The 25787-nt window shown below is 61.8% G+C and carries 22 protein-coding genes; 12 read left to right on the top strand and 10 right to left on the bottom strand.

What is annotated here, in order from left to right; all coding sequences use genetic code 11:
• Positions 1-89 precede the first annotated feature (89 nt).
• Positions 90-839: an SDR family NAD(P)-dependent oxidoreductase gene (locus tag NKI38_RS20960; RefSeq protein WP_352660144.1), complete on the bottom strand. Its 750-nt coding sequence runs from the start codon at positions 837-839 to the stop codon at positions 90-92.
• Between the two features lie 106 nt (positions 840-945).
• Positions 946-1716, bottom strand: a complete 771-nt coding sequence (locus NKI38_RS20965) for a helix-turn-helix transcriptional regulator (protein WP_352660146.1) — start codon at positions 1714-1716, stop codon at positions 946-948.
• Positions 1717-1828: 112 nt separating this feature from the next.
• Here NKI38_RS20965 and NKI38_RS20970 point away from each other — a divergent pair, with 112 nt between their 5' ends.
• The 5 genes from NKI38_RS20970 (at position 1829) to NKI38_RS20990 (ending at position 9103) form a co-directional block, all read left to right on the top strand.
• On the top strand, positions 1829-3988 hold the full coding sequence (locus NKI38_RS20970; RefSeq protein ID WP_352660148.1) for a hydantoinase/oxoprolinase family protein: 2160 nt from the start codon (positions 1829-1831) through the stop codon (positions 3986-3988).
• Between the two features lie 11 nt (positions 3989-3999).
• On the top strand, positions 4000-6204 hold the full coding sequence (locus NKI38_RS20975; RefSeq protein ID WP_352660150.1) for a hydantoinase B/oxoprolinase family protein: 2205 nt from the start codon (positions 4000-4002) through the stop codon (positions 6202-6204).
• The gene (locus NKI38_RS20980; RefSeq protein ID WP_352660152.1) at positions 6201-6695 is read left to right on the top strand and encodes an acetone carboxylase subunit gamma; all 495 of its coding nucleotides are present in this window, start codon (positions 6201-6203) and stop codon (positions 6693-6695) included. The genes NKI38_RS20975 and NKI38_RS20980 overlap by 4 nt, the downstream gene beginning before the upstream one ends.
• Positions 6696-6778: 83 nt before the next feature.
• Positions 6779-7606 carry an SDR family NAD(P)-dependent oxidoreductase gene (locus NKI38_RS20985; RefSeq protein WP_352660154.1) on the top strand — a complete coding sequence of 276 codons (828 nt, stop codon included), beginning with the start codon at positions 6779-6781 and terminating at the stop codon, positions 7604-7606.
• Positions 7607-7789: 183 nt separating this feature from the next.
• Positions 7790-9103 carry an O-antigen ligase family protein gene (locus tag NKI38_RS20990; protein ID WP_352660156.1) on the top strand — a complete coding sequence of 438 codons (1314 nt, stop codon included), beginning with the start codon at positions 7790-7792 and terminating at the stop codon, positions 9101-9103.
• Positions 9104-9593: 490 nt separating this feature from the next.
• Here the strand turns inward: NKI38_RS20990 and NKI38_RS20995 are convergent, their stop codons facing one another.
• Both NKI38_RS20995 and NKI38_RS21000 read right to left on the bottom strand, forming a co-directional pair.
• Positions 9594-10859, bottom strand: a complete 1266-nt coding sequence (locus tag NKI38_RS20995) for a polysaccharide biosynthesis/export family protein (protein WP_352628174.1) — start codon at positions 10857-10859, stop codon at positions 9594-9596.
• A 100-nt stretch (positions 10860-10959) separates the two neighbouring features.
• The gene (locus NKI38_RS21000; protein WP_352660158.1) at positions 10960-11637 is read right to left on the bottom strand and encodes a sugar transferase; all 678 of its coding nucleotides are present in this window, start codon (positions 11635-11637) and stop codon (positions 10960-10962) included.
• Between the two features lie 603 nt (positions 11638-12240).
• Between NKI38_RS21000 and NKI38_RS21005 the strand changes: the two genes are divergently transcribed.
• A complete protein-coding gene (locus tag NKI38_RS21005; protein ID WP_352660160.1) occupies positions 12241-12516 on the top strand; it encodes an exopolysaccharide production repressor protein in 276 nt (91 codons plus the stop codon).
• Positions 12517-12540: 24 nt separating this feature from the next.
• Here the strand turns inward: NKI38_RS21005 and NKI38_RS21010 are convergent, their stop codons facing one another.
• The 6 genes from NKI38_RS21010 to NKI38_RS21035 form a co-directional block, all read right to left on the bottom strand.
• Positions 12541-14388 carry an ABC transporter ATP-binding protein gene (locus tag NKI38_RS21010; RefSeq protein ID WP_352660162.1) on the bottom strand — a complete coding sequence of 616 codons (1848 nt, stop codon included), beginning with the start codon at positions 14386-14388 and terminating at the stop codon, positions 12541-12543.
• A gap of 8 nt (positions 14389-14396) precedes the next feature.
• Entirely contained in the window at positions 14397-15383 is a 987-nt protein-coding gene (locus NKI38_RS21015) for a phosphoenolpyruvate carboxykinase (ATP) (RefSeq protein WP_352660164.1), read from the bottom strand.
• Positions 15380-17302 (bottom strand): lasso peptide isopeptide bond-forming cyclase, encoded by a 1923-nt coding sequence (locus NKI38_RS21020; RefSeq protein ID WP_352660166.1) that lies wholly within the window; start codon positions 17300-17302, stop codon positions 15380-15382. Before NKI38_RS21020 ends, NKI38_RS21015 begins: the two co-directional genes overlap by 4 nt.
• The gene (locus tag NKI38_RS21025; protein WP_352660168.1) at positions 17299-17676 is read right to left on the bottom strand and encodes a lasso peptide biosynthesis B2 protein; all 378 of its coding nucleotides are present in this window, start codon (positions 17674-17676) and stop codon (positions 17299-17301) included. Before NKI38_RS21025 ends, NKI38_RS21020 begins: the two co-directional genes overlap by 4 nt.
• Positions 17677-17803: 127 nt before the next feature.
• Positions 17804-18118 carry a PqqD family protein gene (locus NKI38_RS21030; RefSeq protein ID WP_352660170.1) on the bottom strand — a complete coding sequence of 105 codons (315 nt, stop codon included), beginning with the start codon at positions 18116-18118 and terminating at the stop codon, positions 17804-17806.
• 132 nt (positions 18119-18250) lie between these two features.
• The gene (locus NKI38_RS21035; protein ID WP_013891488.1) at positions 18251-18403 is read right to left on the bottom strand and encodes a lasso peptide; all 153 of its coding nucleotides are present in this window, start codon (positions 18401-18403) and stop codon (positions 18251-18253) included.
• Between the two features lie 516 nt (positions 18404-18919).
• Between NKI38_RS21035 and NKI38_RS21040 the strand changes: the two genes are divergently transcribed.
• The 6 genes from NKI38_RS21040 to NKI38_RS21065 all read left to right on the top strand — a co-directional run bounded on the left by NKI38_RS21040 (position 18920) and on the right by NKI38_RS21065 (position 25775).
• Positions 18920-20050, top strand: coding sequence for a nucleotidyltransferase family protein (locus tag NKI38_RS21040; protein WP_352660172.1), 1131 nt, complete (start codon positions 18920-18922; stop codon positions 20048-20050).
• 94 nt (positions 20051-20144) lie between these two features.
• Complete coding sequence (locus tag NKI38_RS21045; RefSeq protein ID WP_352660174.1) at positions 20145-21167, top strand: glycosyltransferase family 2 protein; 1023 nt, start codon at positions 20145-20147, stop codon at positions 21165-21167.
• A gap of 269 nt (positions 21168-21436) precedes the next feature.
• Positions 21437-21832 (top strand): hypothetical protein, encoded by a 396-nt coding sequence (locus NKI38_RS21050; protein ID WP_352660176.1) that lies wholly within the window; start codon positions 21437-21439, stop codon positions 21830-21832.
• 151 nt (positions 21833-21983) lie between these two features.
• On the top strand, positions 21984-22847 hold the full coding sequence (gene exoK, locus NKI38_RS21055; protein WP_352660178.1) for an endo-1,3-1,4-beta-glycanase ExoK: 864 nt from the start codon (positions 21984-21986) through the stop codon (positions 22845-22847).
• A gap of 67 nt (positions 22848-22914) precedes the next feature.
• Positions 22915-24246, top strand: a complete 1332-nt coding sequence (locus NKI38_RS21060) for a UDP-glucose dehydrogenase family protein (protein WP_352660179.1) — start codon at positions 22915-22917, stop codon at positions 24244-24246.
• Positions 24247-24332: 86 nt separating this feature from the next.
• Complete coding sequence (locus tag NKI38_RS21065) at positions 24333-25775, top strand: GMC oxidoreductase (protein WP_352660180.1); 1443 nt, start codon at positions 24333-24335, stop codon at positions 25773-25775.
• Positions 25776-25787: the final 12 nt, after the last annotated feature.

Genomic DNA, 25787 nt, shown 5'->3' on the forward strand with positions numbered 1-25787 from the left:
GCGTCATCGTCGATTCGAAGTCTGGGACTATATACGCCCGTAAGCACCCGTTCGTTGCACCGTCACGCGGAATTGAGATGCGTCCTGCCTCAGTAGGTGGCGCGGCCGCCGGAAACGTCGAACACGGCGGCCGTCGTGAACGAACACTCCTCCGAGGCGATCCAGCAGATCAGCGCCGCCACCTCGTCGACCTCGCCAAAGCGTGCCATCGGTATCTTGGACAGCATGAAGTCGATGTGCTCCTGGCTCATCTGCTTGAAGATCGCGGTGCGCACGGCGGCCGGCGTCACGCAATTGACCGTCACCTTGGTCTTGGCCAGTTCCTTGCCGAGCGACTTGGTCAGGCCGATCACCGCGGCCTTCGAGGTGCTGTAGGCGGAGGCGTTGGGATTGCCTTCCTTGCCGGCGATCGAGGCGATGTTGATGATGCGGCCATAGTTGCGCTCGAGCATGTGCGGCACGAGCGCCTTGTTGCAGTAGAAGACGCCGTTGATGTTGATGTCGATGACCTTCTGCCAGTCCTCGACCGAATAATTCCAGGCCGTCATGTTGGGGCCGGTGATCGCCGCACTGGTGACCAGGATATCGACACCGCCAAGCGCTTCTATCGTCCGCGCGGCGGCGCTTTCGACTCCCGCGGCATCGGCGACATCGATGGCAATACCATGGAGGCCAGGGATGACAGCCTTGGCTTGCTCGATCTGGACAGGATCGCGATCCCAGACGCAGACGTGTCCGCCCTCGTCGACAATTCTCTGAGCTACTGCCAGACCGATGCCGGAGGCGCCACCGGTGATGACCGCTGAGCGTCCAGCAAACCGTTGCGCGAAACTCGGCATATGGTCTTCCTCCCAATCGGTAGCGAATGTGAAGTTATCGATGACCAAGTACAAGGCGGGATCGAAGCCGCCGAAAGGGATATTGGTGGGCCAGCAGAGGCGGCCGCTACCGGTGCTGGAAGAACTGCAAAAACAGTTCCCGCTCGGTGGTGATGTCGAGCTTTTCGTAGATGCGCCGGCGGTGGTTCTTGACCGTGCCGATGGTAATGCCGAGGCGCTCGGCGATGTTGGCGGTCGGATGACCGGCGAGGATCAACTGGACAAGTTCCCGCTCGCGCAGCGACAGCTCCGGCCATAGGCTGGCCGGGATGGTCGGCTCCTGCCGGGGTGAGGCGCCTGGGCCTGTCGGCGCCGACGTGCGGGAGAAGTCGGTTCCGCGCGCCTTGATGTCGAGCGCATGCAGCGCCTCGAACACCGGCAAACGCTCATCCAGAAGTGAGATCTCGCTATCCCTGAATGAAGCGGTCGAGCGGTCGAGGAAGATACCGAGGCACCAGTCGCCGCCGTCGGCCAGCATGATGCCGACCTCGTCGCAGATTTCCGACTGGGCCAGAAAGCCGGCTATGTACTGGCCGCGCTTGGCCTCATCGTCGGCAAGCCGTTTCAGCGGCATGATGCCCAGCCTTCGTTCGCGCCGCCACGAGGCATAGAACGGATCGAACACGTAGTAGTTGTCGAGATAGCGCCGGACCATTTCATCCGAGAAGCGCCGGTGCTTGACGAACTCGGGCGTCTGCGTCGCCGAATAGCGCGTCACGGTGACGAGGTCGTGCTCGATGTCCGCGCCGATCAGGTCGATCAGGCAGTCGACATGCCTGTCCGTGCCGGTGGCGGCGATCGCCCTGGCGAGCGGCGCCCAGATATTGCCCATGCGCATGCCCTTTTCTCGGCGATCCCAGCCCAACCGTCATTGTGTCTTTAGGCATATGGCGCAAGGCCACCCAACCAATCTAGCCTTGTTGCATCTTAGACCAGATCCCGAGGCGACCGTGACCCAACCCAACCTCACCAGTCCCATCGTCGGCAACCCTATTGTCGTCGGTATCGACGCCGGCGGCACGATGACTGACACGATCCTTGTCGATCAGGACGGCCACTTCAAGATCGGCAAGTCGGCGACCACGCCGAAGAATGAAGCCGAGGGTTTTCTGGCTTCGGCAGAAGACGCGGCGGACGCTTGGGGGATCTCACTGGAATCACTGTTTTCCGGCGTCAACGTCGTGCTCTATTCCGGCACCGGCATGCTCAACACTCTGTTGTCGCGCACCGGCCGCCGGCTCGGCCTGATCACCACCAAAGGTCTCGAGGACATGATACTGATGGGCCGCGGCCTGCAGGCCTGGGCCGACTATTCCTATGCCGACCGGCTGCATGCGGTAACCCATCACCATCCCGATCCGCTGGTGCCGCGCCGCCGCACCCATGGCGTCACCGAGCGCATCGACCAGTTCGGCGACATCGTGCTGCCGCTCTACGAACACGAAGTCTCCGCCGCCGCGAAAAAACTGATCGCCGACAAGGTCGAGGCGATCTGCATCATGACCATCTTTTCGCACGTCAATCCGGTGCACGAGAAGCGCATCGCCGAAATCTGCCGCGCGGAGGTCGAGAAGGCCGGCGCCGACATCATCGTCTACACCAGCCACGAAGTCCGCCCGGTCATCCGCGAGCAGTCGCGGCTGAATTCGGTGCTGATCGAAGCCTACGCCACCTCGCGTGGCCGCAAGCAGCTCAAAGGCATCGAGGACGTCTCGAAGAAATACGGCTTCAAATATGGCGTGCAGACGCTGCTCTCCTTCGGTGGCCTGACCTCGATCAACCATCCGCGCCTGCATGAAACCATGATCTCCGGCCCGATCGGCGGCATCCTTGGTGCTGCCTATGTCGGCAAGCTGATCGGCAATGATTCGCTGATCTGCTCGGATATGGGCGGCACCTCCTTCGACATGGGCGTCATCACGCGCGGCCAGACGCGGATCGAGAATGAGCCGCTGATGGACCGTTTCAAGCTCAATGTGCCGACGCTGCATCTGGACACCATTGGTGCGGGCGCCGGCATGATCCTCAAGGTCGACCCGCTGACCAGGAAGGTCTCGCTCGGGCCGGAAAGCGCGGGCTCCGATCCGGGTCCGATCTGCTTCGCCAGGGGCGGCACTGAACCGACCATCGCCGATTGCGACGCGATCCTCGGCCGACTCAACCCGTATTACTTTCTCGGCGGCAAAGTCGTGCTGCAGGTCGAGAAGGCACGCAAAGCCTTCGAGGAGAAATGCGCCAACGTGCTGGGAGTTGGTGTCGAAGAGGCGGCAGAGGGCATGATTGACATGCTGGAGTCCGATGCCAACAACGCGCTGCGCCGCGTCATTTCCGGCCAAGGCATCCATCCCTCCGAATTCACGCTGCTCTCCTATGGCGGCTCGGGCCCGCTGCATCTCGCCGGCTGCTCCAAGGGCATCGGCTTCAAGGATATCATCACCTTCCAGTTCGCGGCGGCCTTCTCCGCCTTCGGCTGCACGACCGCCGATTTCATGCGCCGTCATTCCGTGTCGACGCAGCATGACATCCCGTCGCGTGCCGACGAGGCGACGCTGGCCGCTTTCGGCGCCAAGGTCACGACGGTGTGGAACGATCTGACCAAGGCCGCGGTCGACGAGATGATCGCCGACGGGCACGCGCGCGAAAAGATCAGGACCGTGCCGTTCCTGATGATGCGCTACACCGGCCAGCTCGAGGACGTCGAGGTCATGGCGCCGCTCGCCGAGGTCAATTCGGCCGATGACATGCGTGGGGTTATCGACGAGTTCGAGGCTGTCTACGCCAAGGTCAACCACCGCGTGTCGCGCTATGGTGAAGCCGGCTTCACCATCACCGAGCTTGGCCTCATCGCCACCGCCGACAAGGTCAAGCCGGTGCTGCTCAAGCGGCCGCTCGGCAAGTCGGATCCAGCAGCAGCCCACAAGGGCGTGCGCGAGGCCTATATTGCGGGGCGCTGGCACAAGGCCAATCTCTACGAGATGGATCTACTGCAGCCCGGCCACGAAGTGATCGGCCCGGCCATCATCGAACATCCCGCCACCACGCTCGTCGTTCATCCGCAGGACCGCGTCCATGTCGATGAATGGACGCTGCTGCACTACAGCCACGCTTGAGAGGCACCGCCATGTTGGACAAACCTGCTTCGGCCCTGCGCCTTCGCGAAAGACTGCTCGATTCCGAGCGGCTAATGGAAGAGACCGGCTGCTATGACGGCATCACGGAACTCACGCTACGCAACCAGGATCCGCTGAAATTCGAGACGCTGCACACCAAGCTGCGTGCCTATTGCGTCTCGGCACGCGAAATGGCGCGCCGCATTTCGGCCTCGCCCGGCGTGCGCGAAGTCGGTGAAATGGTTGTCGCCATCTACACGCCCGAGGGCGATGCCATCGCGCTGTCCAACGGCATCATGGTGCACGTCCATACGATGAGCCGCTTCATCAAATGGATGATCAAGAACAACTACGAGGAAAACCCGAAAATCCGCGAAGGCGATATCTTCGCCAACAACGATGCTTTCATCGGCACCGTGCAGGTGCCTGACGTCATGGACGTGGTGCCGATCTTCCATGAAGGCACGCTGGTCGGCTGGGCCGGCGCTGTCTGCCACGAGTTGGAAGCCGGCGGCATCACGCCCGGCGGCGATGTCTGTCTCGCGCAGGAGCGCTTCACCGAAGGCCTGTTCGTCTGCGCCGAGAAGATCGGCGAGAATGACGAGATCCGCCGCGATTACGTCATCCGCTGCGAGCGCAATCTCCGCATGCCGATCTACTGGGTGCTCGACGAGAAGGCCAAGGTCGCCTCCTGCATCGACATGCGCGAAAGCGTCAAGCAGCTGATCTCGGAGATCGGCCTCGACTACTGGATGAAGGTGTCGAAGGAGTTCATCGAGGAAGGCCGCCGCGCCCAGCTTGCCCGCACCCGCCAGCTCACCGTTCCCGGCATTTATCGCGGCCACACTTTCTACGGCCACGTCACGGCGGGAAAGCCCGGCTTCCAGCTGCTCGGCGATCCCGACTGGCTCTACAACATCCCGATCGAGATGGAGATCACATCATACGGCAAGATCACCATGGACTTCGAAGGCACGCAGCCCTGGGGCTACCATTCAATGAACTGCACCCCGGCCGGCATGGATGGCGGCATGTTCGTCACGCTGACCCAGCACATGAATTTCGAAGGCCTGGTCAATGACGGCGCCTGGATGGCGACCGAACTGAAACTGCCGCACGGCACCTGGACCAACCCCGACAATGAGATGGTGGCAACCGCCACCTCCTGGGCGCTGCTGCTACCGGCCTATGGCGTGTTCCAGCGGCTGCTGTCGCGCAGCTTCGTGGCGCGCGGCTATGTCGAGGAGGCCTTTGTCGGCCAGGTCAACAGCCCGATGATCGAAATGGGTGGCGAAAGCCAGTACGGCACGCCCTTCGGCATGGCGCATTTCGAATGCGCCGCAGCCGGCTCCGGCGCGCTCGCCATCAAGGACGGTCTTGACACCGCCTATGTCGGCTGGAACCCGGAATCCGACATGGGCAACATCGAGGTCTGGGAACAGTCGATGCCGATGGTCTATATCGGCCGCTCGATCGTGCCGAACTCGGGTGGCGCCGGCAAATATCGCGGCGGCTGTTCCTTCGTCTCGACCTGGCTAATCAACAAGACGTCGCATCTGCGGCTTCACACTTCGGAGCACTCTTCCAGGGTATTCGACAATGGCGGCATGTGCGGCGGCTATCCGGCGCCGACCTGCCAGAAGCATCGCGCGGTGCGCAACTCCAACATCCATGAACTGGCAGCAAAAGGCGAGCCGCTGGCGCATGCCCCCGGAATCGATCCGCACGTCTCGGATTACGAGAAGAACATCGGCGGCGACCATGTCGTGGTCGAGGGTCCCTATATCACCGCGCCGCACAAGGAAGGCGACATCTTTAGCCATTCCTACAATGGCGGCGGCGGTTACGGCGACGTGCTCGAGCGCGATCTAATCAAGACGGCATGGGATGTCGAGAATGGGTTTCTGACCCGCGACGCGGCGGACCAGGTTTTCGGCATCGTGCTGAAGGACGATGAAGACGGCTATCCCGTTGCCGACATCGATGCCACGGCGAAGCGCCGTGCCGCCATGCGCAAGCAGCGTCTGGCCAAGGCGATCCCGGTAGCCGACTGGATCGCCTCAGAGCGTGGCCGTGTCGAAAAGGCCGACTTCGCCCCGGAGGTGAAGAAAATGTACGCCAGCGCGATCAAGCTGTCGTCGCGCTTCACTAGGGAATTCAGTGAGTTCTGGAACGTCGACGCCAGATCGATCTTCATCCCGAGAGCAAAGCCATGACCTCGTACAGCAAGGAAGTTATCCGCGATCTGGCAGCCGGCCAGCTGCCCTGGCCGCAAACCCGGCGCATTATGAGCGCCTACAAGGACGACGACCGCTTCTTCAAGATGGTCGCCGTCTATCAGGACCGTGTCGCCTGGAAGGATCCGATCCTGCTGCCGGTCTCGGATCACCTGTTCATCTGCCAGAGCGGCGATGAACGGATCACCCGTTGCGAGTGCGGCCATTCCTTCGGCGACTATCGCAAGAACTGGAAGCTCAACGCTGCGATCAATGTCCGCAACACCGAGGAGGCGCTGCGTGAAATCTATCCCAACAGCGATCTTCCCGATCCCCAATGGATGGAAATTCGCGAGTTCATCTGCCCGGAATGCGGCACGCTGCACGAGGTGGAAGCGGCCGCACCCGGCTATCCCATCGTGCATGATTTCGAACCCGACCTCGAAGGCTTTTATCGCGAATGGCTGGGCAAGCCGCTTCAGGGACGATGAATGGTTGTCGCCGCCTTCGAGTGTGATTGCCAAATCCGGCCAGGCCTGATTGCCTACCCGGAACAGAGCGGAGACCACGCGCCATGAAGAACCTTTCGGGCCGCGGGGCCATCATCACCGGCGGGTTTTCAGGCATGGGCTTTGCCATTGCGACGGCATTGGCCGAGGCCGGCGCCAATGTCGCCGTCGGCTCCTACATCGCGCCCGCCGGCGCTGACAGATCCGATGCCGCCTACTATCCCGGCGCGGACGAGATCGGCCGCGTGCGTTCGGCTCTTGCCGTCCATGGCACCAAGGTCCACGCCGCCCATCTCGACGTGCGCGACAGCGACGTCACCAACCGTTTCGCGGCGGACGCCGAAGTCGCCATCGGCCCGGCCGACATTCTGGTCAACGCCGCCGGCACCACCGCCGAGCAACCGGTCTGCGGCCATTCCGACGCGTTGTGGGACAAGATCGTCGACACCAACCTGACCGGCGCCTTCCGCGTCACGCGTGCCGTGCTGCCGGGCATGATCGAGCGCGGCTGGGGCCGCATCGTCAACATCGGCTCGACCGCCGCCTCGGTCGGCTGGAAGGACAACCCGGCCTACTGCGCCTCCAAGGCCGGCCTTCTCGGCCTGACCCGCTGCGTGGCGCTGGAAGGTGCGGCGCACGGCGTCACCTGCGTCATGATCAGCCCGACCTGGGTCGAGACCGAACTGATGCGCCGCAATGTGGCGCAGGTCGTCAAGCGTGAGGGCAAGGGGCGCACACCAGAAGAGGCGATGGCCGAAATCGCCAGGGGCAACCCGCAGCAGCGCATGCTGCAGCCGCAGGAGATCGCGGCACTGGCGGTCTTCCTGTGCTCTGATCTGGCCAAGGGCATCACCATGGAAAACATACAGATCACCGGCGGAGCACTGTGGTAGCGCCACCCTCCGCGTTTCGCACAGGCTGTAAGACAAGGTGACTGGATTTGCCATTGAGCGCCGGGCGCGATAGGTTATATTGCACTGCACAATGGAGACGCCGTTTATTGCACGCCCATGTTTGCGAAAATTCCGGCTGGCTCATGGCTTGCCGGCCGTGGGTCGTGTCGGCGGGACTCTGAGATGAAGATACCAAAGTCCCTGCTGATCGATCCTGAGAGAAACTCGGTCTATGGCGCCTTTGCCGTAGCCGTCTCGATCTGGGCGTTCTCCTACTCCGTCATTTTCGGCCAGGTGCTGATCCTCGCCTACTATGCGGTTTGGCTTCCGCTTATCCTGGTCGATTACCGGCGGTTCCTGCGCCAGCTGTCCAGCGCTTGGCTGCCGCTGCTGTTTGCTGCCTATGTCTGCTCCTCCGTCTTCTGGTCGCAGGCGCCCGGCGTCACGGTGAGAACGGCCATCCAGTATTTCTCCCATATAGCCTGCGCCTACGTAGCTGCGCGCACCGTCAGCGTGCGCACGTTGACGATCGGTGCCCTGATCGGGATATTCGTCGTCCTGCTCTATTCGCTGAAGGTCGCGAACTATTCCGAGGACGTTCTCGACGGCACCGTCAACTTCGTCGGCGCCTTCGCCTCCAAGAACCAGATCGGCTTTGTCGGTTCGCTCGGCATCTATTTCTGCGCCGTCTTCCTTGCCTTTTACAGGCGCGGCCGGCTGAGCTTCATCCTGGCGGTGCCTATCGTGCTGCTGTCGGCCTATGTGTTGGTCGTCTCGCATTCGGCGACCTCGATGGCTTCGATACCGGCGGTTCTGGCGCTGGTGGCGCTTCTTGCGATGAGCAAACTTCTGTCACGGCGCTATCGCCGGGTGATTTTCCTGATCGGCGCCGGCCTGCTGGTCGTCGTTGCCTTTGTCGCCTTGAATCTCGGGCTGATGGATTTCGTCCTCGGCCTCTTCGGCAAGGATTCGACGCTCACCGGGCGGACTTATCTGTGGGAGCAGGGCTGGAATGCCGTGCAGAAATCGCCGATTCTCGGTGTTGGCTATGCTGCCTATTGGGTGCAGGGCTTCGCCGAAGCCGAGCGGCTTTGGAACGAATTCTACATCACCACCCGCACCGGCTTCCACTTCCACAACACCTATATCGAGGCTCTCGTCGAACTCGGCTTCGTCGGAGCGATGCTGGTATCGCTGATCATGCTGCGCACGCTCTACGGCCATGTTTCGGCGGTGATCTTCAGGACATGGCAGGCGGATTCGGTGATCCTCTTCGGCGTGATGGTGCTGCTGCTGATCCGCTCCTTCGTCGAGGTCGAGATACTCAACCCCTACATCATGGGCTCTTTCCTGATGTATTTCAGCTTCTTCAAGCTGACGCGGCTGCCCGTTACCCGCACGCGGCGGTCGCTGGCCCTGGAGCAGGCGGAGGCCAGGGGAGAAGCAGCCGACTGGCCCCGGCATGCCGGCCGTCCAGCGGCCGCCGATCCGTCATGACCTATCAACTCGCGGGCTGAAGTCAGCGCTCGCAAAAAACGGTAGTGACGCCGCGCCTGTCGATCTGAGCCGAACTCCGATATGCTTACCCCAAAGCATGGGAGGTTTTCATGCCGTAAGCTGTTGAGATATGCCCGGACGACGTTGATCGGTTAAAAACGCTTCTCCACAGTCTAGGCGAAGAGGGCAGTCGGATCGTCAACGTAATCTGGCAGCCCACGCGCGATATTCTGACGGAGAACGGTCCATTCACGCAGCCGTCTGGCTACATCATCATTTTGGAGTACCCACGTTAAATGCCGGCCAGAAGCGCCCCGTCGACGTGATCGCCAATGCCGTCCGTCATGCGCATTGCCACATGCGACGAAGCCGACGGGGGCGACATCAAGCCGCCGGCCAACGCTGTTTTCTGGATTTCAAATTTCAAACTGAGACACTACCCAAACTCGTCCTTGCCGGATGGATTGAAACACTGGGGTAGTCCACGGGCCTACTGGCTGGCCAGCGGCGCCAGTTTGACCTTGATCACGTCGCCAGGCAGCACCAACGTCTCTTCCTTCGCGGCGATTTCGCTGGTCTTGCCGTCGACGTTGCGCACCAGCGAATAGAGGAGGGTGGGCTGCTGATCATTTGTCATAGCGGCCGTCGTCGCGGGATCGCTGGCCTGGGCTATCAGGCCTTTCTGCATATTCGCCTTCAGCGCCGCCTCGTTCAGGTCGGCTTCGGTCTGCTGCCGGTCGGTGGCGAGACTTGAACTCAAGGTGTTCTGGGCATCGATGGCGTCCTGCGTCGCCTTGCTGATCGACTGCTTGGCGGTGAGGATGGCCGTTTCGTAGTCCAGGATCTTGCCCTGCAGGTCGGCGACGGACTGCCGCGAATCCAACAGTCGGGCGTTGGCGATCAGGCCTTTCTGAGCCAGCGGGCCGATGCTGGTGAGTTGCTGCTGTGCCAGGTCGACCTGCTGCTGCTGGTTGACGATCTTCTTCTGCAGCGATTCGATCTCGGACTGCAAAACCCCCTTCAGATCGTCGAGCGCCTCGAGCTTCAGCTTCAACGCCCTTTGGTCTGACGTCAGGATCGTCATCTCGTCGGCGACGATGGCTGGCAGTCTCGGGTCGCCCTCGACCTCCTTGGGCACATCGAAACTCGTCTTGCCGGCCATATCCGCGTCGATGCGGGCGCGCTTGACGATCAGCCGAATGCGCAGGTCGTCGGAGATATCGAAATTGCCCTTGGCGGTGACCAGGTCCTTGCCGAGTTGGGGGCCATAGTCGGCGCTGCGCCTGATGCCGCCGGCGACGCTGATCGCCTTCAGCACTGTCAGGTCGGGCACATAAGGAAATTGGCCGGGGTTCTGCACTTCGCCCGAAATGTAGAATGGCCGGAACTGCGCCATTTCGACCGAGGCCTCGGGCTTGTCCGATAGGGCGAGCTTACGCTGCAGCGCCTCGCTGATCGCCGCCGCGATTTCGGACGTGGTCTTGCCGGATGCCGGCAACTCGCCGGCGAACGGCACCGACAGCGTGCCCGATGGGCCGACCGTGTACTCACCATTCACCGCCGACCAGTCACGAAACGTGCCTTCCACGGTCTGCCATTCGGCAACGCGGATGGTGAGCTTGTCCTGCGACCCGAGGCGGTAGTCGCCGGCAGCGGCGATGTGGGGGACGACGAGCGACACGGCAAGGCATGTGGCTAATAAACGCGCCCGCCGCAGGCGGCCGGAAACCGGGCCGCTGCGAAAGGCTTCGAACATATCTGTCTTCAACTGAACGTTCCGATCCGCTTTAGCCCCATCGCCCGATGAGCTTGCCGTCGAATGCTTGTCCCAGTGTCTGGTATTGGCCTCCGGCCGGTCAGTAAGAGCCGCGCGACATCCAGACGGCCGGGACGGTCTTGATGATGATGCGAACGTCCTCGAACAGCGACCAGTTCTCGACATAGTGGCGGTCGAAGGCGACGCGGCTGTCATAGGACACATCGTTGCGGCCGCTGACCTGCCACAGGCCGGTCAGGCCTGGGCGGGATTTCAGGTAATAGACGGCGGATGTGCCATAGATCTCCAGTTCGTCGCGTACAACCGGACGAGGGCCGACAAGGCTCATGTCGCCCTGCAGGATGTTGATGATCTGCGGCAGTTCGTCGAGGCTGAGTTTCCTCAGCACCGCTCCGACGCGGGTGACGCGCGGGTCGTTCTTCAGCTTGCGGGTCGCAATCCATTCCGCGTTGGCGTCCGGGTTGGTGGCGAGATAGGCCGCCAGCACCTTGTCGCCGTTCGGAACCATGGTGCGGAACTTCAGGCACGGAAAAATCCGCCCGCCGCGCCCGATTCGCCTGTGGCCGTAGAAAATCGAGCCGCCGTCGGAAAACTTGACGAGCAGCGCTATCATGACAAACAGCGGGCTGAGAGCGATCAAGCCGATCAGTGAACCGGCGATATCGAAGCTGCGTTTGAGCAGGCCGCCGATCGGCGGCGGAAAATCGATGTCAGCCTGCGAAAAGCCCGCGGTGGCCGACTTGGCAACGTCCCTCATGCCGTAAACTCCATGCGTTGAACGAATGGTTCGCGGCAAGATACCAAAAAAATGTTGCAGCGCAACACACAATTTCCCATCCCGTTGAAATAGTCGCGTCATGAATTGACTAAATAATAAGCTAGACATGCACAAATTTCGGCATATCTAGCACATTTGTGACAAGAAATGGGCATCGTCGAAAAATTACGGACATTTTTGGGGCGGTTTTTAGGCAAGCCTACCTAGTTGCCAAGGCGCGGTACACATTAGTGCTTTAGCGTGCGGTGATGCTTGGACAAAACAATGTAAAATACTACTTAATATTGTCTATCTTACTGAAAAGCGCTGAAGGCCGGAGATCGGCTTAAATCCCGTTGCGTGCATTGCACCATGGCGGAGTCGATCGCAAAAACCCAATGAAAAATATTCGGAGTTGCCCTTGCCGCCTATTGCTCGCCTTAATAGAATTGCAAATTATATCTGTCAGAGTGGCGACAGGTAGAAAAGGCCGGAAGCAACCGGCCGAGAGTGGGCGACCTTTAACAAGCCCACATGACAAGGGACGGCGCTCGGGTGGGGCAATCGTTATATGTACCCGAGCCGGTTTATGGGCTGTTGGGTATGGCGCTTCCAAAATTCATCCTCGGGATGATTTTCGCTCTGGCTATCGTGGTCGGCTGGTCCTGGCTGGGCGGCGCGTCGATAGGCACAATACTGGTGCGCGTGATCATCTGCGCCGTCGTCATTCAGGCGGGCTATTTCGTGCTCGTCTATGCCATGATCGCCAGGAGTGCGCCGACGCCGGCAGACATGGCTCGTGACGCCGAGCGAAAGCTGAATGCGCCAGAGGTCGCCGAAGGCGAGAAGCTGGGCAGCGCCAGGCGCGGGCTGCACTAGTTTAGTTGGCCGGGAGCGCTGGCCTCACGCCACGTTGGCGGGTTGGGTCTCCGACTGTTCCCCCGACAGCATCCTCGACAACCGGCTGCCGGCTTTTTCCTTCAGCCGCTGGTATTGGCCGACCTCGACGATACGGCCGTTTTCCATCGCCACCACCCAGTCGGCGAAGGCGATCATCGACGGCCGGTGCGCAATGGTCAGGATCGTCATCGTGCCGCGCAATCCATCGATCGACCTGGCGATCAGCGACTGGTTCTGCCAGTCGAGCGCGCTGGTGGCCTCATCCAGGATGAGCAGGGACGGCTTGCGCAGCAGCGCGCGCGCAAGCGCGATGCGCTGGCGTTCGCCGCCAGAGAGCCGCACGCCGCGGTCGCCTACCACCGTCTCGAGCTTGAGGTCCAGCCGTTCGACGAACTCGCCGGCGTGCGCCGAGCGCAGCGCGGCCCACAGATCGTCATCGCTGGCCTGCCGCGCGGCAAGGCGCAGGTTCGCCGCGATCGTGTCATGCAGCAGGAACACGTCCTGCGGCACATAGGCCACCTGATCGCGCCAGCGGCGGCGATTGCCGGCATCGATCTCGATGCCGTCGACGAGCATTTTGCCGGCGGTCGGCTCGAGCAGGCCAAGCAGCATGTCGGCGATCGTGCTCTTGCCCGATCCGGAGGGGCCGATCAGGGCGGTGACCTTGCCGGCCGGCAGGCCGAAGGTGATGCCGACGACCACCGCCTTGGTGGGGTCGTCGCCATATCCGAAGGAAACGTCCCTGATGTTGAGCCCGGTGGCGAGTGACAGCTTGCCGCCTTCCCCGATGCCGCCGCTGTCGTCCGGTTCGCGTTCGGCGTCGAACCGCGCCTGCATGCTGCGCATCGCCGTATAGGCGGGCAGGTTGATCAGCACTTGCTGTGCCTGCGTCTGCATGTCCATGAAGCGCGGCGCGATGCGCATGAAGACCAGCAGCAACACGACGATCTCGGCCAGCGACAGGTTGAAGCGGACCAGCGCCACATAGATGAACAGGCTCAAGCCCACGACGCTCGCCACCTGGAACACCGCGGTACCGATGGTGCTGTTGCGCACATAGTCGATATTGTCGGCCTTCATCTTTTCAAGCGTCGACTGCAATTGCGCGAAATAGCTGTCCTCGACGTTCAGGCTCTTGGCTACCTTGATGCCGCCGAGAAATTCCGAGACCGTCCGGTACTGATCCTGGCGGTTGGCGGTCAGCACCCGGCCAAAGGCAGTGGCCCGCGTCCGGAAGGGCTGCAGCGCCACGAACATCAGGATGCCGATGATGACGGCAAACAGCGTCATGACCGGCGAGATGAACACGGAGATCATGAGATAGCCGGCCAGAAGTACCGCGATCTGCACCAGCATCAACAGCGAGAAAGCAGCCCCCTGGACGCGGTCGATGTCGCCGGTCAGGGCGTGGTCGAGATCGGAGCTGCGCATGCGCGTGAAAACGCCCCAGCGCGCCTTGCCGATGCTCTCGAACAGGTTCAGTCGAACGCGGTTGATGAAATCGAACAGAAGTTTGGCCATGTAGACCGACTTGAAGCGGTTGAACGCGGCCTGCACAGCAACAAGCCCGACCAGCACGCAAAGCACTGTCGTCAGCTGCAGTGTTCCGTCCGGCACCAGCCAGTGCACGAAATCACTGTTGGGCAGCCTGACCGCGAAATCCTGGTCGGGGCGTCCGACCAGGTGCAGCAGCGGGATCAGCAGCAGGATGGAGATGCCCTCGGTCAGGCTGCCCAGGATGAGGAAGAGCAGCGCCGTCCACGTTCGCCGCCCGCCGATCTGGGCAATGACGGCGCCGAATGCGGCAATTTCTCGAAACAGCGACAGGCGAAGGATTGAGGACTTCGACATGATTGCGCTCACGGCCGCCGACTGCCGGCCGCCAGATCCCTTTCGATCAGGTCCACGGCTTCGCCGATCCTGCCGAGACCCGTCGGAACTTCCAGCCGGCACACGCCGATATGGTTAGCAATCGCTGAACATTGACGCAGATGCATCGCCGCGAAATCGTTGGGCAGCGCCGCGCGGCCAAAACGCGTCACATAGGAGAATTTGATGATGGCCGGCAGGGCGGAGATAGCGGGCAAGGGCGTGATATCAGCCTTTTCGCCACGCTCGAGAATATAGATCCTGGTTGCCGGCACCTTGTCGCCGGAAAAGCCACCGTTCAGGCGATGCTGCATCTTGTCGATAGCCGGATGCACTTGCGGCCGCACGTCCGCTTCCCCGAGCGAGATCGCCGCCGCGGCGTCGGCCGCCAGCTTGATCTGGGGGAAACCCGGAACGATCATCGGTTCACTCGGATTGGCGAGGTCGAGCGCCACCACGTCATCGGTAAGCAATTGGTGTCCGGCCCGGATCATCGCGCTCGCCGTCGTCGACTTGCCGGCACCCTTGTCGCCCATGAAGATGGCACTCGTGCCGGCGGCGGCAATGGCGCTGGCATGCAGGACGAGCAGACCGCGCCGGTGCAAGAGCAGCGCCATGACCGGGCCGAGCAGCGGAAACGCGATCAGCATGTCGTCGACGCCGGGTGCCGGTTCTATGTCGATGCGGCGGTCATCGCTGATCAGGAACGCACCGACAGCATGCCAGGCCAGATATTGCCGTTTCGGCTCGAAGCGGAAGTCGGTCGCGGCCTCCGGCGAGGGCTTTGGCATGTCGATGGCGCCAACGGCAATCACGACATCCGCCGCTCCCGGCAGCGCCGGCTCCAGCTCGGGCAACGTCACCTCGGATGCGATGGTCAGGCCATAAGCCCGGTAGAAGCGGCGTTCTCGTATAGTCCGGCCATGCGGATGGGGGTGACCGTTGTATGCGGTGAGCGGCTCGTTGCGCGGCGTCATGCGTGGCTCCCGCTGTGCTGAAGCTGCCGCAGCCACAGCGACAGCGAGGCCGAGCGCCAGACATACTGGACATCCAGGGGCGCTGCCTGATCGGGCCGGCGCAGCAGGCGCGCATAGGCAGCACTCACCTGTGGCAGGTTGACGTAGGGCGCAATGCGGCCCGCATCCGAGACCAGCAGCTGTTCCAGGAGGTCGCGGTGGTTGCGCAGCATGCCGTTGACGAGATTGGCGGTGAAATCGATCTTGTCGCGCCGCCACTGCACCGCCGCCGGCAGGACGCCTTGCATGGCGCGGCGCAGCACATAGCGGCCAAAGCCGTGGCTCAGCTTCGCCTCGCCCGGCAGCGCAAGGCAGAACTCGACCAGCGGCTTGTCCCAGAACGGGTAGCGCGGCTCGACGCCGAAATTGGCCGCGGCCTTGTCGAGAACCTCGAAAGCATGCGGGACATAGCCGTTTGACAGGATCCAGCGATGGCTGAGCGCGTCGCTGGCCTGGACGCCGGGCGGCATATATCCGGCCCGGTGGAACCGATCGACAAGTTCGGTTCGCCTGGCCAGGTCCGGATTGATCAGGTCGCGCCAGCTTCGGCCGCGCGGCGCTTGTGCCGGCTTGCGGATACTGTTCAAGGCACGGTTCGCCAGACGTCTCAGCCTGGCGATGCGCCAGGCCGGCCCGTAGAGGGTCAGGAACTGGAAATACAGGCCAAGCGTGCTGTCGCCATAGGTGTTGGAGGCGCTACGGACCTCGCGCCACAGATCCATCCATCTGCCTGCATTGGCAAGCTCGTGCAGATGGCCGTGGCCTTGTGAAACCACCTCGTCGCCGCCATGGCCGTCCAGCAGCACCTTGATGCCCTTGGCGCCGGCAGTTCGGTAGATGCCGCGTGTCAGCGTCAGGCCCGGCGCCAGGAACGTTCCTTGCTGTTCTTCCAGCACGCGTTCGAATTCGGCGAATGGCGCATAGTTGCCGACCGGGATCAGCGTCGCGTCGACCTGCTGCTGGTCGAGAACGGCGTCGATGAAGGGCCGCTCGTCCATCGGCGAACCCTTCTCGAAGATCAGCGAGAAGGTCGGCAGCTCCGGCTTGCCCGCGGCGGCATTCTGCAGGCCGGCGACACAGGCGATCGACGAGGAATCGAGGCCGCCGCTCAGCATCGCGCCGACCGCAGAGGTTCCCCGCATGCGGTTGCGCACCGATTGCGAGAACAGGTGGGCGAATTCCTCGGATGCGTCCGACCGCAAGGGTCGCGCCGACGGTTCGATCTGCCAGTATCGGCGCAGCACCACCTGTTGCGCGGTGACGGTGAGGCTGTGGCGGGCCGGCAGGCTGAAAATATCACTGTAGGGAGTAGACTGCGGGTCGTCGGGAAGCCCGGCCAGAAATCCGGAAATCTGATGCTCGCTGACGCGTGCACCGACGCCGTCGACACCAAGGATCGGCCCGATCTCGGAGGCAAAGCAAAAACGCTGGTCCGCCGCGTGGTAGTAGAACGGTTTGACGCCGAAATGATCGCGGGCGCAAAACAACGATTGCCGCTCGCCGTCCCAGATGGCGAAGGCGAAATCGCCTTGCAGATGCTCCGTGCAGGCTTCGCCCCAGCGCAGATAGGCCCGCATCAGCACGATCGCGTCGGCGACCGACTGGTCGCGCATGCCGAGCCTGGCCAGCAGCTCGTCGCGGTTGTCCAGCCGGCAATCGGCGGTGATGGCGAGCCTGCCGCCGGCCATCGTCTGGGGACCCGGACCGGCCTCATCTGACGTGTTGAGCCAGGCGTGGCCAAGCGCGATGCTGACGTCCAGCCACCACGAACTGCCGTCAGGGCCACGATGGCGCATGCGCGCCAGCATCTGCTGGATGTCACCCGCCGCGACCGCCGGTGCGAGCCTCTGTCGCAGTAAGATTCCGGCGACGCCGCTCATCGGCTGCCGTGATCAACGAGATGGGCGAAACCGTCGATCGATCCGCCAAGCACGATATGGTTGTCGCTGACCAGCCAGGCATGCGCCTTCAACTGCTCGCCCGTGCCACGTTCGATGCCGATGCGTATTTTAGAGGCATTGCCCTGGCGGGCGAGGATGTACTGGCCCGAAAGCGCCTGGGTCAGGCACGTGGCGTAAGGGACGAAACGGGCTGCGGCGGCAACGCCCCAGGCGACACGCCGCAGTTCGCCCATTGAGGCGCACTGCCGTGCGTCGAGCCGCGTCACCAGGCTGCGAACATGGTTATAGGACAGCAGCGTCAGCCCAAGCCGAACCGCCGCGACCACCAGCAGGCAGCGGCCAAGGAAGATCATTTCCGAGCCGCTCAGGGAGAAAACCCTGACCAGCCCGCGCCGGCTTCCCCCGCGCTTTGTTTGCTTGGGACTTTTCTTTCTCGCGGATTCCTGTCGCGAATCCGTGATCCACTTTTGCGGAACCGGCTTAGACAAGTGCCTCATGCTGCAGCCTCGCAAGCCCGTTATCGGCCAGGCCCTTCAGCAATGCGTCGACGTCGGCCTGGCAGCGCTGTGGGTCGACAGCGTACCGCGCAAGCACGGCGCCGCGGATGTCGGCGATCGACCTGGGCTCCTGGATCAACTCCCAGATGAAGGCGCCGACGCCATTCAGGCTGTAATAGACATTGGATTTGAGATTAAGCAGCGCCAGGCCATTGCCGAACTCGCAAGCCACGGCATCCTTGGTCGCGCCTATCAAATCGTGGTCGGCCAGATCATGGTCAGATAGCTTCCAGTTCATCCCAAAACCTCGCTTACAATACGCACAGGCAGTTCCAGGCAATGAAAGCGGAGTCGGAGGTTTTGCCCCCGACTCTCCTATTTCCTTGGATCCAGAGTCCTAACGTCGTCGCTCTGGAAAACTACGATAGGCTCAGGAGAACGTCAGGTCGCCGATCGGCGTGTGCGCGGGGAACGAGGCGTCGATCGCCGTGTTGCCGCCGCCGCCCTGGGTGATGGTTTCAATCGAACCATGCACCGTCAGGCTTGGCGTTTCATATTCATGCTTTTCAACATTCTGTTCCATTTTACTCTCCGATAAGGACTGGAAACGGCCTGTCGAGTGCCGTCAGCATTTTTATGCTGCAACGCAATAGCTGCATAGCAGCATTTATGAGTCAAGCCTGATTTACCAGGCGTTAATCAATTACGGGTTGCGGGTGTCACTACATGTGTGAGCTATGCCCAAAATCTGACTTCTTTTGAGCGGATTTCATGGGCACATGAGTTATAGCGACGGCGATTCTTTAAGCATTTGATTTTGCTTGCATAAAGTATTTGCTTGGCGCTTGTTTTTTAGGCGCTGCTAATGGACCAAATTCATTTGGCAAATCCTTGCTGAGCCCGGCTGAAAACGCCTTGGTGGGGATGTTTCAACTCCGATTTTCACCGCCTTTCAGGCGGTATCGGTAAACGCCACGGTTGCAAAATTCCGCACTGCAAAAGGAAAGGCTTTACGGCATCAAGGTTTTTGGTGATGCTTGCTTCGCACTTGCAGCATAAGCGTCGCGCAAACCGCTTTCTTTGGGAGACTGTGCGCTAAATGGCCTTGCCGGATGGTTCATACGAACGATTGCGCGCCGCCGACTGTGCCGACGAGGTGGCCTATGTGCAGGCCTGCCTGCGGTTGTATTTCGCCGGGCCGCACGCCGCCGCCGGCGACGTGTCGATGCCTGGCCTTGGCTGCGCCAAAATTGCCGACATTGCCAGGCTGAACAAGGTCGCGACCTTTGTCCTCAAGGCCCTAGCGCGCGCACCTGCGCATGAGAGGCCGCCCGAGCTTTTCGAGTGGCTCGACACCTACCGCAGGAGGACGGTTTCGATGAACGCGTCCTGCATCATGGATTCGATGGCGATCCATGACGTGCTGCACGCCGGCGAGATCGATTTCGTCTTCCTGAAGGGCCCGTACCAGCAACAGCTGCTCTACGGCGACCACTTCATGAAGCCTTCGGGCGATGTCGACATTCTGGTTTCGCCCGTCGGGTTTTTCAGGGCGCGTGATGCGCTTCGCACGATCGGCTACGAGGTATCAGGCAAGTCGCGTTCCGTCTGGTGGGTCCGCTTCCTCGGCGAACAACACATGACCCGCGGCGACGGGCCGAGGCCGTCCACGGTCGATCTTCACTACCGCCTCCAGCAGCCCGGCTCGCCGAGCCCGCGCGACGCGGACGGGTTTCTGCGGCGCAAACGACAGGTCGAGATCGCCGGGGCGACGGTGCCGTTCACCTCGGCAGCCGATACTTTGCTTTTGTCCTGCATCAGCGTCGCCAAGGCGCTTTTCAACCGGGAACCCTGTGCGGGCTATGTCTGCGACGTTCAAGCCAGCGCCAGCCGCCTTGACGAGGCGGATCAGCAGCATGTGCTCGATGCCGCAACCGCGCAGGGACTGGATGACACGCTGCTGCTTGGCCTGCGCGCCGCCGATGTGCTGCTCGGCGGTGCCGGCACGCTGCTGTCGGAGCGGGCGAAACGAATCCTGTCGCGCATCGGCAATGAGGATCTGCTCAGCATGGTCATCGCGCCATGGCAGCCGTCGCTGCGGTGGCCACAGCGGCGAACGGTGCTGTGGGAACTGTGCGGCCGCGCGCCGGTCCGCTATCTGGCCGAAGCCGGCTGGGCGGCGTCCGCCGACATCAGTCGCCGCATCTTTGAGCGGCCGGGCAATGGCTGATGGAGACAGATTGGGCGCTGATGGCAATTCCATCGGGCATCGAACGAGTACGGGGCGAGGGCAAATCGATATCACCTGTACGAGAGGCAAATCCATGTCGATGACGAAATCCGAGGTCTGCGTGATCATCGCGGCAAAAAACGCGACGGCGACGATCGCTGTCGCCATCGCGTCCGCGTTGCGCGAACCGGAAGTGGCGGAGGTCGTCGTCGTCGATGACGGCTCCACCGACGGCACCGCTGACGTCGCGCGATCCGCCGACGACGGCAGCGGCCGGCTCACGTTGATGCGCTTCGACGTCAATCGTGGCCCCTCCGCTGCCCGCAACGCGGCGATCGGCGCCTCGAAATCGCCGTTCATCAGCATTCTCGATGCCGACGATTTTTTCCTCGAAGGTCGGTTTCGCAACCTGTTTGCCGGCGCCGATTGGGATTTCGCGGCCGACAACATCATGCTGATCAGGGACGATGCGACGGGCGATGCAACGAAAATCGTCGCGCCGGAATTTGCTGCCGATCCGGAGTTCCTCGATTTCGAGCGCTTCGTTGAAGGCAATATCTCCAGGCGCCGCGTGCAAAGGGGCGAACTGGGCTTTTTGAAACCGGTTATCAGCCGTGCCTTCCTCGACCGCCATGGCTTGCGCTACGACGAGAGCCTGCGTCTGGGTGAGGACTATGAACTCTACGCCCGCGCGGTCGCCCGCGGGGCGCGGTTCAAGGTCATTCGCTCCTGCGGCTACGGCGCCATCGTCCGCGCCGATTCGCTGAGCGGCCGCCACAAGACCCAGGATCTGAAGCGTCTGGCCGATGCGGATCTGGCGCTGCTGGCGATCGACAGCCTGCCGGAAGGCTCGAAAGCGGTGCTGCGGCGACATGAGCGGCACGTGCGCGACAAATATCGGCTGCGCAATTTCCTCGACGTCAAGTCCGAACGGGGGCTGGCATCGGCCGCGGCTTACGCTTTCGCCAGCCAATCCAACCTCATCCCCATTGTCCAGGGTGTGGCGTCCGACAAGCTTGAGGCGCTGTTTCGCCGTGTCGGCCTTGCTTCCAGGCAAAAGCATGTGCCGCCGCTGCGCTTTCTGATGGCCGGAACCAGCACGGGCAAGGAGCGGTAAGGGTGCACACAAGCCATTTCGGCATCACGCAAACCATTTCGGCCGGATTTATGAGTTTACGAATTGGGTAGTTGCCTCGCGGCCCCGACGATGGCAGTCTATGCTGCGGTGCAGCAATTGGACGACCAGCCGAACTGGCCCCGATCGGATTGGTCTGATGTCTCTCCCTGGGAGAAGCAGGACAATGCGACGCGAGTTTTCTGAGCCCCGGCTGCGGGGATCGGCCAGAAGCCCGGCCCACAAGCCGGCGATGACAGGAATCTGAGTTCATGGCCTCGATATTCGGTTTCAGATCAAGGGATCCGGCCCGCGACCGGCAGACCGATGTTTCACGTCTTGATCGTCTGGCAAAGCTGTTCGAGCAGATCGCGGCCGAGATCGAGTCCGAGAGGGCCGGGCTCGAGAATCGCTACCGGACGACGGCGACCAACGCCGCCTTCCTGGTCGAGGCGATGGAAAACGGCTCCGCCTCCGACAAACGGTCATCCGAAGTCAGCGCACTGACGCAGTCGATCCTGAATTGCGAACGCCGCATCGCGGCACTGTCGCGCCAGGACGGCATGATGAAGGATCTTCGTCATTCGCTGGATATCGTCTTCGACGAGAGTGCCGATTCGGCCGCCACGGCGGAATTCGCCAGGCCGGCGGGAGCCGGCAGGGGTTGAAGGTGAGGGCTCGGAACTGTTGCAACGGATTTGATGCAAGGCAGGAAAAGCAATTCGGGAGGGTCACAAAAGAGGTCAAGGTTGCCCGCTCAGGAGCGGTTCGAACGTCGACTTTTGGGTTGGGGACGCACAGCGCAAAGGTGAGTTTGGTATGAATTCGAATCCGAAACCTAGGTCTACGACAACACTTGACGCACCGTCGTTCGCGCAGCAGACCGGGCAAGCCGGCCGGCGGCGACTGGGTTCGCTCGGTGTGTTGCTGCTGGCTGCTCTTGGCGGTTTCCTGGCAACCCCTTCCCATGCCCAGGACATTCCGACATCGCCGTCCTTTGTCGACGATTTCAAAAGCTTCGATCGTGCACGTTGGTATGTTTCCGACGGCTGGAACAATGGCAACCATCAGAATTGCACCTGGTCGAAGGGACAGGTCAGCCTGTCGGACGGCGTGCTGTCGCTGGGCTTCGAGAAGCAGCAGCTGAAGGACCGTGAGTTTGCCTGCGGCGAGATACAGACCAAGCAGCGTTTCGGCTACGGCACCTATGAGGCCCGGTTGAAGACCGACACCGGCTCCGGCCTCAACGCGGCGTTCTTCTCCTATATCGGTCCATCCGACAAACAGCCCTGGGATGAGATCGACTTCGAAATCCTGACCAAGGATACCTCCAAGGTGCAGGTCAATGCCTATATCGCGGGCAAGGGCAAGAACGAGAAGCTGGTCGATGTGCCGGGCGGCACCCAGAATGCGTTCAACGACTACGCCTTCGTCTGGCAGAAGGACAGCTTGCGCTGGTACGTCAACGGTGAGTTGGTCAACACGATCACCGATCCGGCGAAATTGCCGAGCCATGCGCAGAAGATTTTCTTCAGCCTGTGGGGCAGCGATACGATGACCGGTTGGTTGGGAGCGTTCGCGGATCCTGGGCGCAAGCTCACGCTGCAGATCGATCGCGTCGCGTTCACGGCCTTGGGCGAACCCTGTCAATTTCCGGAATCGCTGGCATGCAGCGTAAAGTAGTTGGGAAAGTCGATTTGAACTGGCCGGGCCGAAGGTGGTCCGTTGCCTTGCATGGGAATGAAACCGAATGAACTTGACGGTGTTTGGAATTGGCTATGTCGGCCTCGTGCAGGCGGCGGTGCTTGCCGAAGTCGGGCATCATGTGGTGTGCGTCGACATCGACGCCGCCAAGGTCGAGCGGCTTAATCAGGGCCTGGTTCCCATTTTCGAACCCGGATTGGAAAACCTCGTCAAGGAGAACCATGCGGCCGGCCGCATCAAGTTCACCACCGATGCCGCCGCCGCCGTCAGACATGGCCAGATCCAGATGATCGCGGTCGGCACGCCACCCGGCGAGGATGGCTCCGCCGATCTCAAATATGTGCTGGCCGTCGCCGAGACCATCGGTCGCGAGATGGACAAACCCAAGATCGTCGTCGGCAAGTCAACGGTGCCGGTCGGCACCTGCGAGAAGGTCAAGGCCAGGATCGCCGAAACGCTGAAGAAACGAGGCCGCGAGGATCTGGCCTTCGACGTCGCTTCCAATCCGGAATTCCTCAAGGAAGGGTCCGCGGTCGCCGACTGCATGAAGCCGGACCGCATCATCGTCGGCACCGACAGCGAGGACACCGAGGCGGTGATGCGCGAACTCTACGCGCCGTTCAATCGCAACCACGAGAAGATGATCGTGATGGACGTGCGCAGCGCCGAATTCACCAAATATGCCGCCAATTGCATGCTGGCGACCAAGATCAGCTTCATGAACGAGATGGCCAATTTGGCCGAGCAGCTCGGCGCCGACATCGAGGAGGTCCGCAAGGGCATCGGCAGCGATCCGCGCATCGGCTACCATTTCATCTATCCGGGTCTTGGTTATGGCGGCTCGTGCTTCCCGAAGGACGTGCGGGCGCTGATCAAGACCGCCGAAGGCGTCAAGTTCGACGCCAAGCTGCTGCGCGCCGTCGAGGAGCGCAACAACGCACAGAAATCGGTTCTCTTCGACAAGGTGGACCGCTATTTCAAGGGCAATCTCAAAGGCAAGACCTTCGCGCTGTGGGGCCTGGCCTTCAAGCCCAACACCGACGACATGCGCGAGGCGCCGGCGCGCGTCCTGATGGAAGCGCTGTGGAAGGCCGGCGCCAATGTCCAGGCCTATGATCCCGAGGCGATGCAGGAATGCCAGGCCATCTACGGCCTGCGCGACGATCTGCTTCTGTGCGGCACCAAGGAGGCGGCACTGCGCGGCGCCGACGCGCTGTTGATCGCCACCGAGTGGAAGAACTTCCGTGCGCCCTCCTTCGATGCGGTGAAGGACGCACTGACCACACCGGTCATCTTCGACGGCCGCAACCTCTATGACCCCAAGGTCATCGCCCGTCACGGCATCGAATATCACTCGATCGGAAGAATGGCGGCGTGAGATCGGGCCGGGACAGACGGATGCAGGACCGGTCCGGCCGACGGGCGCCAGGGCCGAGTGCGTATTTCTGTGTGGAGTTGTAGCCGATGGTGCTGGACGTAAAGCCAGAGAAAATCACCAAGGATCATTTCGATCTCGTCGCGATCGGTTCCGGCTTCGGTTCGGCCTTCTTCCTGCATGAGTTCGCCAAGCGGCGAAAGGCACGCATTCTGGTGCTGGAGTGGGGGCGCCACAACACCCATGAATGGCAGCTCGAGCAGAACGCCAACACCGACATCGAAGACGAGACGACCTACAAGACCAATTCCGACAAGCCGTGGAACTACACGATCGGGCTGGGTGGCGGGACGAACTGCTGGTTCGCGCAGACGCCAAGGTTCCATCCCAATGACTTCAGGCTGAAAAGCACCTATGGCATCGGCAATGACTGGCCGATCAGCTATGACGATGTCGAGCCGTTCTACTGCGACGCCGAAGACATCATGTCGATCTCGGGCGACCCCGACATGGCGGCGATGCTGCCGCGCTCGAAGCCGTTTCCGCAACCGCCGCATCGCATGTCGACACCGGACCGGATGATGAAGGCGGCGCAGCCCGGCCAGCACTTCGTCATGCCGACAGCGCGGGCACGGATACCGACTTCACAACGCACCTCGTGCTGCGCCAATCTGCGCTGCTGGCTATGTCCGGCCGACGCGAAATTCACCGTCAACAACGGGTTGATGCATGTCTTCGAGCATCCCGATGTTTCGGTCTGCCTTGGTGCGGAAGTGCGCCGGCTCGATCACGTCGGCGGCGCGGTCCGTTCGGTCACGTTCATGCATGGCGGCAAGGAATATCAGGCCAGCGGCGATCTTTTTATCCTTGGCGCGAATGCCATCCAGAGTGCTGCGATCATGCTGCGGTCCGGTCTGGGCGGCGAATTCGTGGGCCGCGGCCTGCACGAATCCTACGGCTGGAATTTCGAGGTCTATCTCGACGGCGTCGACAATTTCGACGGCAGCACCATCACCACCGGCTTGAATTTCGGCCTCTATGACGGCCCGCACCGATCGGAGCACGCAGCGGCTCTGATCTATTTCGAGAACCGTTGGCAACACGGAATGCGTGCGGAAAAAGGGCGTCTGCGCCAGGCGCTGCCGCTTGTCGTGGTCACCGAAAACCTGCTCGACCCCGAGAATTTCGTCACGCTTGACGCGGATGAGAATGCCTTCGTCAGCTTCAAGGCGCCATCGGACTACGCGGTCAAGGGCATGGCTCGCGCGCTGGACAAATTGCCTGACCTTTTAGCGCCGCTGCCGGTCGAAAAGCTCTTCGACCGTGGCATTCGGCCGACCGAATCGCATGTTCAGGGGACGCTGAGGATGGGTACCGGCCCGGCCGATTCGGTGATCGACAGCGGCATGATCCATCACCAGCTCAGAAATCTGGTCGTCGTCGGCACCAGCACCTATCCGAGCTGCTCCTGCGCCAACCCGAGCCTGACCGCGGCAGCGCTGTCCTTGCGGGCGGCCAGCCGGATCGCGTGAAAGGAGGTATCG

The sequence above is a fragment of the Mesorhizobium sp. M0621 genome (assembly GCF_040320745.1).
Taxonomy (GTDB): Bacteria; Pseudomonadota; Alphaproteobacteria; order Rhizobiales; family Rhizobiaceae; genus Mesorhizobium.